A 13,651-nucleotide genomic window follows, 5' to 3' on the forward strand; every position below is an offset into this window, starting at 1 on the left:
GCCGAGGGCGAGGCCGAGGCTGAGAAGGGTCGACAGGACGCCGAGCACGGCTGGTATCAGCTGGGCTTCCTGGAGGGGCTGCGCGCCCGCAAGGCGCTGGCCCAGGCCGAGATCGACCGGATCGCCGTCGAGGAGGAGGGGGCCCGCGACGCGCTGGCGCTCGCCTTCGAGGAACAGAAGAAATACGAGCAGGTCGCCGAAAGCATGCGCCTGGCCGCGGTCAAGGAGACCGCCAAGCGGGAGACCGCGGCCCTGGACGAGCTGGGCCTGCGCCGGATCGCGGCGGGCGGCCGGTGACCCTGGATCGGCGGTTCGTGCTGGGAGGCGGGCTGGCGCTCGCCGCCTGCGACCGCCGCGCCGACGCCCAAACCCCGGTCAGCATTCCGCCTTTGCGGAGCGTCGCGGCGTTTCCGGTGGGGGTCTGTGTCCAGGAGGAACAACTGGGCGATCCCGGCCTCGTCCCGCTGATCGCGTCCCAGGTCTCCCAGGTCACGCCCGAGTGGGAAATGAAGATGGAGTACATCGTCAAGGACGACGGCTCCTTCCGCTTCGAGGCGCCCGACCGCATCGCGGCCTTCGCCAGGGCCAACGGCATGCGGCTCTTCGGCCATACGCTGATCTGGTACGCCCAGGTTCCGGGCGCCTTCGAGCGGCTGGACGAAAAGCGGGTGAAGTTCGGCGCGGCCTATCGGAACTACATCCTGGCGGTGGCCGGGCGCTATCGCGGCCAGGCGGTGGGCTGGGACGTGGTCAACGAGGCGGTGGCCGAGGACGGCGTCGGCTGGCGCGACAGCCTCTGGTCGCAGAAGCTGGGCAAGCTGCAGCACATGGTGCTGGCCTTCCAGCACGCCCGCGAGGCCGATCCCGAGGCGGTGCTGTTTCTGAACGACTACAATCTCGAGAACATCCCGAAGAAGCGCGCCACCTTCATGAAGCTGGTCGAGGCGCTGCTGAAGGCCGGCGCGCCCATCGGCGGGGTGGGCACCCAGACCCACCTGGCGGCCGACCTTGCGCCGGGCGAGATCACCAAGGCGCTGAAGGATCTCGCGAGCCTGGGCCTCATGGTCCATGTCTCGGAGATGGACGTGTCCCTGACCCGCTCACGGGGATTGATCAAGGATCGCGGGCGGTTGCTGGCCGGCCAGTCGCGGCTCTACGCCGAGGCGGCGGAGGCGTTCTCCAGCTTGCCGGGGGGGCAGCGGTTCGGCTTCACGCACTGGGGCCTACGCGACAAGGATTCCTGGCTGAAGCGGGAGGACCCCGCCGACTCGCCTCTGCTGTTCGACGACGCGGGTCGCCCGAAAGCCGCCGCGGCGGCCTGGATCGGCGGACTGCGCTAGGCCTGCGGCGGGCCTGGACGCGCGGCCGGACGCGCCTGGGCGTCGGCGGCGTCGCGCAGGGCGTGCAGGTCGTCGCTGAGGCGGAACAGGGCCACATAGAGCTCGCAGAACGACCGCCACAGCAGCACCAGGGCGGCCACCACCAGCAGCCCCGCCACCAGGACCGGCACGGCCAGAATCACGCCGATCCAGCTTTCTTCGCGCAGGGCCACGCCGACAGCTGCGCCCACCATCCCGAACGCCACCAGGGCGATCACGCCCAGGCCGGCCCAGTAGATCAGGTGGATGACCTGATTGGTCATCAGCTTCTCGAAGGTCAGCAGGTCCCAGAAGATGGTCCCGCCCGGACCACGCCGGGACTTGGAAGCAGGTGGCCGCATTCGATATCCAACGCTCGGGGACGGACGATCGTCACCCTGGGGGCAAACCGCTACCAGCCGCCACGCCGGGCCGCAACGGGGCAGACGCCACGTCTCGCCTGACATTTGTCGCCTATTGCGTGTTAGCCTCCCTCCCATGGGAGTTGAAACAAGAACCATAGACACCGCCGAATGGAAGCTGGAACCCATCTCCGGCGCCGACCGGGACCTGGTGGAAACCATAGGCTTGCCGCCGGAGCAGGAAGTCTTCGCGGGCTCCCTGGACGAGGTGTTCGGCCGGCTGAACGAGCCCGACGCGGTGGGGCTGGAGCAGGGCTTCGCGGTGATCGCGCCAGGCGACCTGGGCGTGGTCGGCTTCTTCGTGCTGCGCGAGGGCCTGCGCAAACCGCCGTGGGCGCCGCCGGGCTCGGTGAGCCTTCATAGTTTCCGGGTTCGGCCTGGCATGCAGGGCCAGGGTGTGGGCCGGCGCTGCATCGCCCTGCTGGAAGCCTGGTTCGCCCGCGAGCGGCCCGTCCAGCCAAAGCTGATGCTGGCCGTCAATGCCCGCAACGAGGCCGCCATCGCCGCCTACCAGAAGATCGGCTTCGTCGACACCGGCCAGCGCCACGAGGAAGGCCACGGCCAGCAGTTCATCTTCGTCAAACCGATGGCTTGAGGAAGCGCGGCTAGATCGAGCCGACCGTCTTCAGCCGCGCCTTCGGGTGGATCTCATTCTGGCTGAGGACCGGGGTCTGGCCGCGGAAGCGCTCGATGATCGAGCGGACGTAAGGCCTGATCTGCGGGCTGGTCAGCAGGACGGCGCTCTCACCGGCCAGGGCGGCGCGCTCGAAGCTATCGCGGACCCCGCGGATGAACTCCTGAAGCCGTGAGGGCGCGAGCGCGAGCTGCTTCTCATCGCCGGTTCCGATCAGGGCGTCGGCGAAGGCGTTTTCCCATTCCGCCGACATGGTGATGATCGGCAGCGATCCGTCGTCGCCGCGATGGGCGAACGAGATCTGGCGCGCCAGGCGCGAGCGGACCTGTTCCACCAGCAGCACGATCGACTGGGTGTGCGGCGCGGCCTCGCCGACGCCCTCCAGGATAGCCGGCAGGTCGCGGATGGAGACGCGCTCGCGCAGCAGGGCCTGCAGGACCCGCTGCAGGGTGGTTGCGGTAACGATGCTGGGGATCAGGTCGTCGACCAGCTTCTTCTGCTCGGCCGGCAGGTCCTTCAGCAGCTTCTGCACCTCGGCGTAGGAGAGCAGGTCGGGCATGTTCTCCTTGAGGATCTCGGTCAGGTGGGTGGTGAGCACCGTGGCCGGGTCGACGATGGTGTAGCCGCGGAAGGTGGCTTCCTCGCGCAGGTTGTCGTCGATCCAGGTGGCGGGCAGGCCGAAAGCCGGCTCCCGCATGTGTTCACCCGGCAGCTCGACCTGGCCGCCCGAGGGATCCATGGCCATCAGGGCGCCCAGCCGCACCTCGCCCTGGCCGCCCTCCATCTCCTTGATGCGGATCATGTAGCCCTGGGAGGGCAGGCGCATGTTGTCGAGGATGCGCACGGCCGGCATGACGAAGCCGAAGTCGGCGGCCAGCGTCCGGCGCAGGGCCTTGATCTGGTCGGTGAGCCGGCGGCCCTCCAGGTCGTTGATCAGGGGCAGCAGACCATAGCCCAGCTCGATCTTGATCTCATCGATGGCCAGGGATTGGCTGATCGGCTCTTCCTGCTCCGGGGTCGGTGCGCTCATGGGGACGAATTCGACGGCGTTGTGGGCCGCCTCCATCTCGTTCTGGGAGCGGCGCCAGGCCAGGTAGCCCGCCCCGGCCGCCAGGGCCGCGAACGGGATGATCGGCATGCCGGGGATGAAGGCCAGCACGCCGGAAGCCGCGGAGACCATGCCCAGCGCGATGGGGTTCATGGCCAGCTGGGTGACCAGCGCCTTGTCGGCCGAGCCGTCGACGCCGGCCTTGGAGACCAGGAAGCCCGCGGCGATGGAGATGATCAGGGCGGGGATCTGGCTGACCAGGCCGTCGCCGATGGTCATGAGGGTATAGGTGGCCGCCGCTTCGCCCAGCGGCACCTTGTGCTGCACCACTCCGATCAGGATGCCGCCGATGATGTTGATGGCCACGATGATCAGGCCGGCGACGGCGTCGCCGCGCACGAACTTCGAGGCGCCGTCCATGGCGCCGAAGAAGGTGCTTTCCTGCTCCAGCTCCTTGCGGCGGGTCTTGGCTTCGTCTTCCTCGATCAGGCCGGCCGACAGATCGGCGTCGATGGCCATCTGCTTGCCCGGCATGGAGTCCAGGGTAAAGCGGGCGGCGACCTCGGCGATCCGGCCCGAACCCTTGGTGATGACGACGAAGTTCACCAGCACCAGGATGGCGAAGACGATCACCCCGATGACGAAGTTGCCCCCCATCATCAGGTTGCCGAAACCCTCGATGATCTTGCCGGCCCCGTGGGCGCCTTCGTGACCGTGACCGAGGATGAGGCGGGTCGAGGCGATGTTCAGCCCCAGCCGGAAGAGCGTGGTGACCAGCAGCACGGTGGGGAAGGCGGTGAACTCAAGCGGCTTCTTGATCAGCAGCGAGGTCATCAGGATCAGCACTGAACTGACGATCGAGATGGCCAGCAGCAGATCCAGCAGGAACGGCGGGATCGGCAGGATCAGCAGGATGACGATGCCGATGACGCCGAGCGCCATCGCCACCTCGCCCTTCATCAGCCAGCCCAGCATGATGCGAGGCGTGGGCCGTTCAGAGACGTATGATCCCGCGTTGGCCATGATCGATTAGGCCGCGTTCTGGCCCATCTGCGGGGCCGGCACGGAGACGCCGGCTTCGTTGTATTCCTTCAGCTTATTGCGAAGGGTTCGGATCGAGATCCCCAGGATGTTGGCCGCGTGCGTGCGGTTGCCCATGCAGTGGCTGAGGGTGTCGATGATCAGGTGTTGCTCCATCTCAGCGACGGTCTGTCCGACGAAGGAGCGGGCCACCGCCTCGGCGGCCACCGCAGCGTGGGAGGCGGTGCGCGCGCCCATGTCCGGGGCAGACAGCGGTTGGCCGTCGGGCAGGCGGATGGCGGTCTCTTCGATCTCCGGACCGACCGCCAGCAGCACCGCGCGGTGCATGGCGTTCTCTAGCTCGCGGACGTTGCCCGGCCAGCGATGTCCGGCCAGGCGGCGCTTGGCTTCGGCCGAGAGCGGACGCTCGGGGGCGCCGTTGGCCTTGGCGTACTTCTTCACGAAGAACTCGGCCAGGGCGACCACGTCGCCGGGCCGCTCGCGTAGCGGCGGTAGGCGCAGGTTCACGACGTTCAGGCGATAGAGCAGGTCTTCCCGGAACGTCCCGTCCTTCACCGACTGGGTGAGGTCGCGGTTGGAAGTGGCCAGGATGCGGATGTCGATCTTGACGGGCTTGGAGCCGCCGACGCGGTCGATCTCACGCTCCTGGATGGCGCGCAGCAGCTTGGCCTGCAGCCGGGTGTCCATCTCCGAGATTTCATCCAGCAGCAGGGTGCCGCCCGAGGCCTCCTCGAACTTGCCGATCCGCCGAGCCACGGCGCCGGTGAAGGCGCCCTTCTCGTGGCCAAAGAGCTCGCTCTCCAGGAGGTTCTCGGGGATCGCGGCGCAGTTGACCGAGATGAACGGCCGGTTGGCGCGCCGCGACTTCTGATGGACGTAGCGGGCGATGACTTCCTTACCCGATCCGCTCTCACCGGTGATCAGGATGGACGCTTCGGAAGGCGCGACCTGATCGGCCATGCTGATGATCTCGGTCATCGCCGCGTCGCGCACGATCATCGGCTTGTCGTCGTCGGTCACCGCGGCCAGAACGGCGGCGATCATCTCGGCGTCGGGCGGCAGGGGGATGAATTCCTTGGCGCCGGCCCGGATCGCGTCGCCGGCCTTCTTGGCGTCGGAGTCGATCCCGCAGGCCACCACCGGAACATGGATGCGCTCGGCCTCGTTGGCGGCGATCAGGGCCGCGATATCGAGGTCGTAGTCCACCAACAGCAGGTCCGCGCCCTGACCGGCGCGCAGGGCGTGGGTGGCCGCGGCGATGGTCTCCACATGGCTCACCTTCGCCCCCGCCGACATCGCCATCTTCACGGCGGTGGAGAGCTGTCCGTTCAACTTGCCGACGACCAGAAGCCGCATACTCGTATCTCCTCGTGACGCTCAGGCCTCAGGCCTGGGAGTCGCCGTCCTTGATGATTTCCGTCATGGTCACGCCCAGGCGGTCGTCGACGATGACGACCTCGCCGCGGGCGACCAGGCGGTTGTTGACATAGATGTCGATGGCCTCGCCGACCTTCCGGTCCAGGTCCAGCACGCTGCCGGACTGGAGTTGAAGGAGCTGGGCCACCGACATGGTGGCGCGCCCGAGGACCGCGGAGATCGAGACCGGGACGTCGTAGACGGCCTGCAGATCGGTGCCGGTCTTTTCCTCCATCTCCATGTTCATCTCGGCCATGGGAATGTCGGAAGGCGCGAATTCGTCGAGCTTGAGTTCGGTGTCGGACATGGCGCTCAGGTCTCGCTTCCGGGAATGAGGGGTTCGGCGTGCAGGCCTTCGGCGGCCAGCGCAGCGTCGAGGGCGGCGGCCACGCGGCCCGCCGCGGCGGTGGGATCGAAGGTGGCCGAGCCGTCGCCGAAATCGAGGGTGAAGGCGGCTGGGGCCATGCCGGGCGTCGAGCGCACCTGGATCGCGCCGGCGTAGCCGATGGCTTGGGCGGCCTCTTCCAGCACGGCCTGAAGGCCCTCGGCCAACTCAGGCGCGGCGGCGACCATCAGGCGCGGCGCGGCCTCGATCTCGCGGGCGAGGTTCTCCATGGCCGCCCGGATGGGGGCCTCGGGGAAGCGGGCCAGGGCGGCGTCGGCGATAGCCTTGGCGCAGGCGAGCGCGAGCTCCGCCGAGCCCAGCCGATGATCGTGGGCCACGCCCGCCAGCTTGGGCAGGGCCGCGCCGACCGAGCCCGCGATCTGCGACAAGGCTTGGGCCTGCAGGGCGGCCATCGAGGCCAGGGCCTGCTGCTCGCCCTCGGCGAAGGCGCCGGCGCGGGCATGCTCGACTTCTTCCAACGTGAACAGGCGCTTGGGGCGCGGCGGGGCGTAGGCCACGTCGCCCGCGCCGTCGAAGACGGTGTCGAAGCCGAACCTGGGGTGGGGCGCGTCGGTCATCAGTAAATCAACTCATCGTCGCCGCCGGAGCCTGCCAGCATGATCTCGCCCTTGGCGGCGAGATCCTTGGCCACCTGGACCATGGCCATCTGCGCCTGATCGACGTCGCGCAGGCGCACGGGGCCCATGCTCTCCATGTCCTCCCGCATGATCTTGGCGGCGCGTTCCGACATGTTGGAGAAGAACATCTCGCGCAGGCCGTCCGAGGCGCCCTTGAGCGCCAGGCCGAGCTGGTCCTTCTCGCAGCCCCGAAGCAGGGTCTGGACCCCGCCAGGATCGAGTTTGGAGAGGTCTTCGAACACGAACATCAGGGCGCGGATGCGCTCGGCGCTCTCGCGGTTGCGCTCTTCCAGGGCCGCGATGAAGCGCGCCTCCGTCTGGCGGTCGAAGGCGTTGAAAATGTCGGCCATCATCTCATGGCTGTCGCGCTTGGAGGTGCGCGCCAGGTTCGACATGAACTCGGTCCGCAAGGTCTGTTCGATCTTGTCCAGGATCTCGCGCTGAACCGGCTCCATGCGCAGCATGCGGGTGACGCACTCCAGAGCGAAGTCCTCGGGCAGCGCGGCCAGCACGCGCGCCGCGTGCTCGGACTTCACCTTGCTCAGCACCACGGCGACGGTCTGGGGGTATTCGTTCTTCAGATAGTTGGCGAGAACGGCCTCGTTCACGTTGCCGAGCTTGTCCCACATGGTGCGGCCCGCCGGGCCGCGAATTTCCTCCATGAGGGTGTCGACCTTGTCGGCCGGCAGGAACGCCTGCAGCAGCCTCTGGGTCTGCTCGAACGAGCCCATGATCGCGCCCGCGCCCGACATGCCCGAGATGAAGTCCATCAGGAGCTGTTCGACGACGGCGGCTGAAACGTTCCCCAGGCCCGCCATGGCCTGGGAAATCTCCTTGATCTCTTCCTCGTCGAGCTGTTGCCAGATCGTCGCGTGATCCTCGCCGAGCGCGAGCAGGATCACCGCGGCCTTCTCGGGACCGCTCAGCCGGGCTGGATCGGTGATGGTCTTGAGCCTGGCGTTCATGTCGTCTCATGCAGCCAGGTGCGCAGGAGCGAGACGGACTCCTCGGGGTGTGTGTCGACGAACTCGGAGACGCGCTTGACCGAGGAGGCCTTCACCTGGCCCTCGATGCGCGCGATATCGATGCGCTGCTCAAGCTCATTGCCGGGACCTGGCAGGGCCAGGGGCTGACCGGTATTGGGATCCACCGGGACCTGCATCTGCTGGCCGTCGCTGGTGGTCACCACGCGGGTGACGCCGCCGCCGGGGGCCGTCAGATGGGGCAGGGCGCGCCCGCCGCCCCCACCGCCGCCGGCGTTGCGCAGCAGCGGACGGACCACGAACAGGATCATCAGGATGGCCACCAGGGCCAGGATCGCCAGCTCCACCGCGCGCATGATGTCGTTCTTGTCGAAACCCATCAGCGGGTTCGACGCCTCGACCCCGCCGGCGTCGGCGAGCGCGGGGAAGCGGACATTGACCACCGTGACCTGATCGCCCCGGTCGGCGCTGTAGCCGACGGCGGTGCGGACCAGTTGCTCGATGCGGGCCATCTCCTGGGCCGAACGCGGCGTATAGGCGCCGGGCTTGCCGTCGGCGCCGACGGCGGTCGCGCCATCGACGGCCACGGCGACCGACAGGCGCTTCACCTGACCGGGCTCTTGAACCTCGGTGCGGGTAGTCTTGGAGATTTCGTAGTTGGTGGTCGACTCGGTGCGGCCGCTGGCCGAGGCCGCCATGGCTTCGTCGTTGGCGCCTGCGCCGGTGGGGATGTTGGCGCTGGCCGAGACGCCGCCGTTGGCGTCGGGCTGGTTCTCGCGCGCGTTTTCTTCGTTGGTCGATTCCGAGCGGATCACCTGGCCGTCGGGATCGAAGGTTTCCTGCTGGACGGTGACCCGGGCCAGATCGAGGTCGGCGGTGACGTTCACGCGGGCCTTGCCCGCGCCGACCACGCCCTCGACCAGACCCTTGACGGTCTTGGCGATGCGCTGCTCGACCTCGCTGCGGCGGCCGTCGGCGGCCTGGCCCGCGAAGCCCTCCTCGCCTGCCGAGAGTTGCTTGGCGTGCTGGTCGACCACGGTGACGCGGTCGGTCTTTAGGTTCGGCACGGCGCTGGAGATCAGGTTCTGGATGGCGCGGACCTGGTCGGGGGTGGGTTCGCGCCCGCCGACCCCGATGGTCACCGAGGCCGAGGGCTGCTCGGCCTCTTCCTCGAAGAGCTGGCGCTTGGGCAGGACCAGGTGGACCCGAGCGGAGGTCACGCCGTCCAGGCTCTGGATCGTGCGGGCCAGTTCGCCTTCCAGGGCGCGTTGGCGGTTGAGCTGCTGGACGAAGTCCGTCTGGCCCATGGTGTTGCCGCCGTCGAAGATCTCGTAGCCAACCGAGCCGGAGGTCGGCAGGCCCTTGCCCGACAGCATGAGGCGGGTCGCGGCGACCTGGTCGCGGGCCACCATGATGGTCGAACCGTCGCCCTTCACATCGTACTTCACGCCGCCCTGGTCGAGGGCGGCGGTGATCGAGCCGGCTTCCTTCAGGTCGAGGTTGGAATAGAGCAGCGCCTTGGGTTCGCCCAATCCCATGGTCAGGGCGAACAGCGCCGCGGCGACGCCCGCTCCGATCCCGAGGATGGCCGCCAGCCGTCCGATTCCGAACCTCTGCAGGGCGGCGACGAAGCTATTCAACGCGGGCGTCCTTCCCGGGATACGCGGGACGAACGCTGAAAGCCGCCCGCCGCTAGGCAGGATTTACCCAGTGCTTGGTAAACGACGCGTTTAAGGTCGTGGTGAAGGTTGCGGCAAATCGTACTGAATTTGCTCAGCAACCATCATTTCGGCCGGGTCCGGCGCCGGGCCGTGTTCATGAATTTCGACGTGGGCGTTCGAATCAGCCGCTCCAGGGGCTCAAGACACCCCAGAACCACAGCACGATGGCGAAGGCGGCGTAGAGCAGGACCGTCACCGAGAAGGCCAGTTTGCGCAGCGCCGTCCAGGAGTCTACGCGCCGCCCGCCGCGCCAGATGGCCGGCAGCAGGATCAGGGTCGCCAGCGTCAAGGCCGCCGCCACAAGGGCGCAGGCCGAGGCGATGAACAGGAACGGGCCCGGCCATCCGTACATCACGTTGGCCACGTCGCCGGTGTGCGAGAGCCAGACGCCGAACAGGACCAGCATGGTGAGCCAGAGGGTGGCCTGGATATTCTGGATCAGGCTGGCGCGGCCCTGGATCGAGGTCTCGCGGAACTCCCGGCGATTGCGCAGGAAGATCCCGGCCAGGGTTGAGGCCGCGGCGATGAAGGTCAGGACCGCCAGGGTGATCGCCGTCGAGGGCTTCTTCCAGAAGCCGGCCCGCTCGAAGGTCTGGTCGCCAAAGGCCGACTGGAAGCTGTGGGCGCGGCCGGCGCCCATGCTGAAGACCAGATGCTCGGAGCCGGTGCTGGAAATGAAGCGGCCCTCGTTGAGATTGCCGTCCGGGACCCAGGTGCGCGACTGGCCGAAACCGGAGGTGACCAGCCGGCCCTTGTCGTCGACGCTGACGGTGACGCCGCCGATAGCGAGGCCGACGATCGACTCCAGCCCGCGATAGGCGCGGCGGGTGCCGAGATAATAGCCCTCGAAGGTGCGGGCCTGGTCCTTCAGCGCGTCGGAGCCCGGGCGCGGATAGGGCTGGGGCGGCGCGTAGAACTGGCCCACAACCTGGCCGGCCAGGCTGCTCGCCAAGTCGCCGCCGGTCTCGGTGTTGGTGCTGATGAAGACGCCCAGCTTAAGGTCGGGCACGACGACCATGTTGGACAGGAACGACAGCGTCCCGCCGGCGTGACCGAAGCCGGTTCGGCCGCCGGGCAGGCCGTACTCGATGAACCCGTGGCGCCAGCCGTTGATCCCGGCGGGGGTCTTGCGAAGCGGCGTGCGGAAGGCCTGGGCCGAGCGGGGCCCGTAGATCGTCGCGCCGTCGATCACGCCCTGGTTCAGCAGGAGCTGCATGTAGCGCGCCATGTCGCTGGCGGTGGACGAGGCCGAGCCGGCGGGCGCGATGTGGCCGATATACTCGAAGGGCCGCGCCTCGAACCCGCTGGGGGTCCAGCGATAGCCCTGGGACAGGTTGTCGGCGAGCCGCGTGGGCATCGCGCCGGGAATGCCGACCTTGGGCGGGTGGGGCTCGCGGAAGCTGGTGTTGTGCATGCCGGCCGGCACGAAGATCGTCTGCTCCACCAGCCGCTCGAAGGGCTCGCCGGAAACGTAGGACACCGCCTGGCCCGCCAGGGCCGCGCCGTAGTTGGAATAGCTGGCCACCTCGCCCGGCGCGCGCACGCGGCGGGGGCGTTCCTGGCGCAGGTACTCGGCCATCGGCCGCTCACGGGCGAAGGTCTGCTCGAACAGGTGACCCAGGGCGCGGTCCTCGAAACCCGGCGAGTGGTCCATTAGATTGGCGATCTGCACGGGGGTGCGATAGCCCTGGTCGCGCACCCAAAGGCGCTCGGGCAGGTGGCGGTTCACGGGATCGGTCAGGCGCATGCGGCCAGCCTCCACCTCCCGCATCAGGGCGATCCAGGTGAAGGTCTTGGAGATCGAGCCGATGCGAAACAGGGTCGCGTCGGGATCGACCTTGCGGGACGGGGTCAGGCTGGCGAAGCCATAGCCCTTCTTCAACACCACCTGACCGTTCTGGACCACCGAAACGGTGACGCCGGCGATGTGGTCGCGGGCCATGGCGCTGCGCACCACCCCGTCGACGAAGGCTTCCAGTTCGGCGGGGGGCAGGGTCTCGAGCGGCGTCAGCCGTGCGCCGCTGGCGGTGACGGGCAGGGCGGCGACCACGCCGATGGGCGCGGCTGGGGTCGTCGTCGCGGCGGGCGTGGTGGCGGCTCGCGGCGGGGCGGGCCTCGTCGCTGCGGGGCGGGCCGGACGCTGGAGGCTGGTATAGGGCACGGGACCGTCGGGGATCGGCGCCGCAGGCGCAGCCTGGTCCTGCGCTTGGCTCGCGCCCGCGCACAGGGTGAGGGCCGCAACCAAAAGGGCCTTGATCGTCAAACGCATGTAAGAAATTCCGCCCAGAGCTTCACGCAAGCCAGACCCCTTGTAGGCGCCCTCTCGACACTTCGCTAGTCGGCGCCGGGCGCCGTGTTTGGGCTAGTCGGCGCTGGGCGCCGTGTTTGGGCTAGTCGGCGCTGGGCGCCGTGTTTGGGCTAGTCGGCGGCGGGCGTTCGGCTGGGGAAGGAATAGAGCGGCAACAGCGGGCGCAGTTCGGCGCCGATCCAGACCTGGGGTTCGGACGGCGGCTTCATGCCCTCCTGGATTTCGCGCAGGGCCACGCAGCTCTTCACCGCCGAGGCCAGGGCGGCGAAGTCCTTGGATGTCGGGCTGGTCTTGAGCACGCAGTCGTCGAAGAACGGATAGACGCTGTCCTCGCCGCATCCGAAAGAGGTGCGGTCCGGGCGTGCGGCGGTCAGGATCATCCGGTTCGGCGCGGCCAAGGGCCGCACGAAGACCCCAGAGAAACAAGCCGACATGATGACGATGGTCGGACGCGTGGCGCAGGTGGCGTCCAGCATACGGCCCAGGATGCCCGGGCTGAGGATCTGCTGGTCGATGACCACGCCCTGGGGCGCGCCGTGCGAGGTGACGTAGACGAGGCAGCCGGCCTTGGTCTTGCCCGACAACTCGCCCAGGGCCGCGTAGATCGCCGCCGGCTCCGACTTCGACGGCTTGTCCTTGTAACGGTCGGGCCGCACAGAGAACTGGCGCAGATTGCCCTGCTCGAAGCCGATCCGCTGCAGCTCCTTGGAGACGTCGCGGCGGGCGTTGTCGAAGGCCTCCGTCGGCCCGCCGCCGCTGCCGTGATAATCGCCGGCCACGACCACGGCGGCCCAATCCGCGAAGGGGCTGGCGGCCAGGGCCGGACCGGCCCAGCACAGCAGCAGGGCCGTCAACGCGCTGGCGAGGCCTGCGCGTGGTCTCATCCTACTTCTTGTACTGCTGGAAGGGCGTGGGCACGGCCGTCCCCGTGGCCTTGGCCAGCAGCCGGCCCTCGGCGTCGTAGAGCTCGCCCTCCGTGAAGGCGATGGTGCGGCCCCACTTTGCCACTCGGCCAATCCCCTTCAGCTTTCCAGGCGCGCCGGGGCGGAAGAAGGTCGTTTTCATCTCGGCCGTCGGCGCCACGTGGGTCATGCCCGAGGCGACCATGCAGGCCACAGACATGGCCTCGTCCAGCATGGCGCACATGTAGCCGCCCTGAATCTGGCGCATGGGGTTGAGCAGAAGTTCGGCCTTGGCGTCGAATTCGACCTCGACCGAGCGATCAGCCTGGCTGACGGCGACCAACTTGAAGCCCAGGGTCTGGGACCCCGTCGGCTGGTTCTTGGTGCGCTGGAAACGCGCCAGGATGGCTTCGTCGGTCAGGGCTTCCGGCTCGGCGGCGACTTCGGTCATGCGAAACTACTTCTTCCGGAAGGTGTCGAGGGACACGACGTTCGGCGCGTCGGGATCGGGCTCGATGTTGGAGGCGTCGGCGACCTTGTCGTTCGGCCCCACCACGGCGACCGGCGCGCTGGCGATCGATCCGGCCGGCGCCTCGAACTGCAACAGGAACTGGACGCTGGGGTCGTAGAACCGGGTCACCGCGGCGTAGGGCACAGACAGCCGCTTTGGCTGTCCGCCGAACTTCAGGGTGACGGTGAAGAAGGTCTCGCCCGGCGCCAGGTCCCAGTACTGGTGCTGGAGGACGATGGTCATTTCGTCGGGATACTTGCCAAGCAGGTCGTTGGGACCTGAGA

The 13,651-nt window shown here is 68.3% G+C and carries 14 protein-coding genes; 3 read left to right on the forward strand and 11 right to left on the reverse strand.

The features are described from left to right. Together RMO04_RS12335 and RMO04_RS12340 are read left to right on the forward strand one after the other, a co-directional pair. The coding region (locus RMO04_RS12335; RefSeq protein ID WP_309645080.1) for a flagellar export protein FliJ at positions 1–297 on the forward strand (297 nt) is incomplete at its 5' end. Further along, positions 294–1,340, forward strand: coding sequence for an endo-1,4-beta-xylanase (locus RMO04_RS12340; protein WP_309645081.1), 1,047 nt, complete (start codon positions 294–296; stop codon positions 1,338–1,340). The genes RMO04_RS12335 and RMO04_RS12340, both read left to right, overlap by 4 nt. On the opposite strand, the gene RMO04_RS12345 is transcribed toward RMO04_RS12340, so the two are convergent. After that, entirely contained in the window at positions 1,337–1,720 is a 384-nt protein-coding gene (locus tag RMO04_RS12345; RefSeq protein ID WP_309645082.1) for a DUF4282 domain-containing protein, read from the reverse strand. The genes RMO04_RS12340 and RMO04_RS12345 overlap by 4 nt on opposite strands. Before the next feature lie 136 nt (positions 1,721–1,856). Between RMO04_RS12345 and RMO04_RS12350 the strand changes: the two genes are divergently transcribed. Beyond that, positions 1,857–2,375 carry an N-acetyltransferase gene (locus RMO04_RS12350; RefSeq protein WP_309645083.1) on the forward strand — a complete coding sequence of 173 codons (519 nt, stop codon included), beginning with the start codon at positions 1,857–1,859 and terminating at the stop codon, positions 2,373–2,375. A gap of 10 nt (positions 2,376–2,385) precedes the next feature. On the opposite strand, the gene flhA is transcribed toward RMO04_RS12350, so the two are convergent. The 10 genes from flhA to RMO04_RS12400 all read right to left on the reverse strand — a co-directional run. Then, on the reverse strand, positions 2,386–4,485 hold the full coding sequence (flhA, locus tag RMO04_RS12355; RefSeq protein ID WP_309645084.1) for a flagellar biosynthesis protein FlhA: 2,100 nt from the start codon (positions 4,483–4,485) through the stop codon (positions 2,386–2,388). Positions 4,486–4,491: 6 nt separating this feature from the next. Further along, a complete protein-coding gene (locus RMO04_RS12360; protein WP_309645085.1) occupies positions 4,492–5,859 on the reverse strand; it encodes a sigma-54 dependent transcriptional regulator in 1,368 nt (455 codons plus the stop codon). A gap of 28 nt (positions 5,860–5,887) precedes the next feature. Further along, on the reverse strand, positions 5,888–6,226 hold the full coding sequence (gene fliN, locus RMO04_RS12365) for a flagellar motor switch protein FliN (protein WP_309645086.1): 339 nt from the start codon (positions 6,224–6,226) through the stop codon (positions 5,888–5,890). 5 nt (positions 6,227–6,231) lie between these two features. After that, positions 6,232–6,882 carry a flagellar assembly protein FliH gene (locus RMO04_RS12370; protein WP_309645087.1) on the reverse strand — a complete coding sequence of 217 codons (651 nt, stop codon included), beginning with the start codon at positions 6,880–6,882 and terminating at the stop codon, positions 6,232–6,234. After that, positions 6,882–7,907: a flagellar motor switch protein FliG gene (gene fliG / locus RMO04_RS12375; RefSeq protein WP_309645088.1), complete on the reverse strand. Its 1,026-nt coding sequence runs from the start codon at positions 7,905–7,907 to the stop codon at positions 6,882–6,884. Before fliG ends, RMO04_RS12370 begins: the two co-directional genes overlap by 1 nt. After that, positions 7,904–9,565 (reverse strand): flagellar basal-body MS-ring/collar protein FliF, encoded by a 1,662-nt coding sequence (fliF, locus tag RMO04_RS12380; RefSeq protein ID WP_309645089.1) that lies wholly within the window; start codon positions 9,563–9,565, stop codon positions 7,904–7,906. The genes fliG and fliF overlap by 4 nt, the downstream gene beginning before the upstream one ends. 202 nt (positions 9,566–9,767) lie before the next feature. Further along, entirely contained in the window at positions 9,768–11,915 is a 2,148-nt protein-coding gene (locus RMO04_RS12385; RefSeq protein ID WP_309645090.1) for a serine hydrolase domain-containing protein, read from the reverse strand. A 149-nt stretch (positions 11,916–12,064) separates the two neighbouring features. After that, positions 12,065–12,838, reverse strand: a complete 774-nt coding sequence (locus tag RMO04_RS12390; RefSeq protein ID WP_309645091.1) for a C13 family peptidase — start codon at positions 12,836–12,838, stop codon at positions 12,065–12,067. A gap of 1 nt (position 12,839) precedes the next feature. Further along, positions 12,840–13,307 carry a PaaI family thioesterase gene (locus tag RMO04_RS12395; protein ID WP_309645092.1) on the reverse strand — a complete coding sequence of 156 codons (468 nt, stop codon included), beginning with the start codon at positions 13,305–13,307 and terminating at the stop codon, positions 12,840–12,842. Between the two features lie 6 nt (positions 13,308–13,313). After that, positions 13,314–13,651: ClpXP protease specificity-enhancing factor SspB (locus tag RMO04_RS12400; protein ID WP_309645093.1), on the reverse strand; the 338-nt coding region annotated here is incomplete at its 5' end.

The sequence above is a fragment of the Phenylobacterium sp. genome (genome assembly GCF_031412415.1).
Taxonomy (GTDB): domain Bacteria; phylum Pseudomonadota; class Alphaproteobacteria; order Caulobacterales; family Caulobacteraceae; genus Phenylobacterium.

What these genes read in the sequence shown, in the direction of transcription:
- RMO04_RS12345 (WP_309645082.1), bottom strand. Translation starts at nt 1,720, where the DNA reads ATGCGGCCACCTGCTTCCAAGTCCCGGCGTGGTCCGGGCGGGACCATC.
- RMO04_RS12350 (WP_309645083.1), top strand. Translation starts at nt 1,857, where the DNA reads ATGGGAGTTGAAACAAGAACCATAGACACCGCCGAATGGAAGCTGGAA.
- flhA (WP_309645084.1), bottom strand. Translation starts at nt 4,485, where the DNA reads ATGGCCAACGCGGGATCATACGTCTCTGAACGGCCCACGCCTCGCATC.
- RMO04_RS12360 (WP_309645085.1), bottom strand. Translation starts at nt 5,859, where the DNA reads ATGCGGCTTCTGGTCGTCGGCAAGTTGAACGGACAGCTCTCCACCGCC.
- fliN (WP_309645086.1), bottom strand. Translation starts at nt 6,226, where the DNA reads ATGTCCGACACCGAACTCAAGCTCGACGAATTCGCGCCTTCCGACATT.
- RMO04_RS12370 (WP_309645087.1), bottom strand. Translation starts at nt 6,882, where the DNA reads ATGACCGACGCGCCCCACCCCAGGTTCGGCTTCGACACCGTCTTCGAC.
- fliG (WP_309645088.1), bottom strand. Translation starts at nt 7,907, where the DNA reads ATGAACGCCAGGCTCAAGACCATCACCGATCCAGCCCGGCTGAGCGGT.
- RMO04_RS12385 (WP_309645090.1), bottom strand. Translation starts at nt 11,915, where the DNA reads ATGCGTTTGACGATCAAGGCCCTTTTGGTTGCGGCCCTCACCCTGTGC.
- RMO04_RS12390 (WP_309645091.1), bottom strand. Translation starts at nt 12,838, where the DNA reads ATGAGACCACGCGCAGGCCTCGCCAGCGCGTTGACGGCCCTGCTGCTG.
- RMO04_RS12395 (WP_309645092.1), bottom strand. Translation starts at nt 13,307, where the DNA reads ATGACCGAAGTCGCCGCCGAGCCGGAAGCCCTGACCGACGAAGCCATC.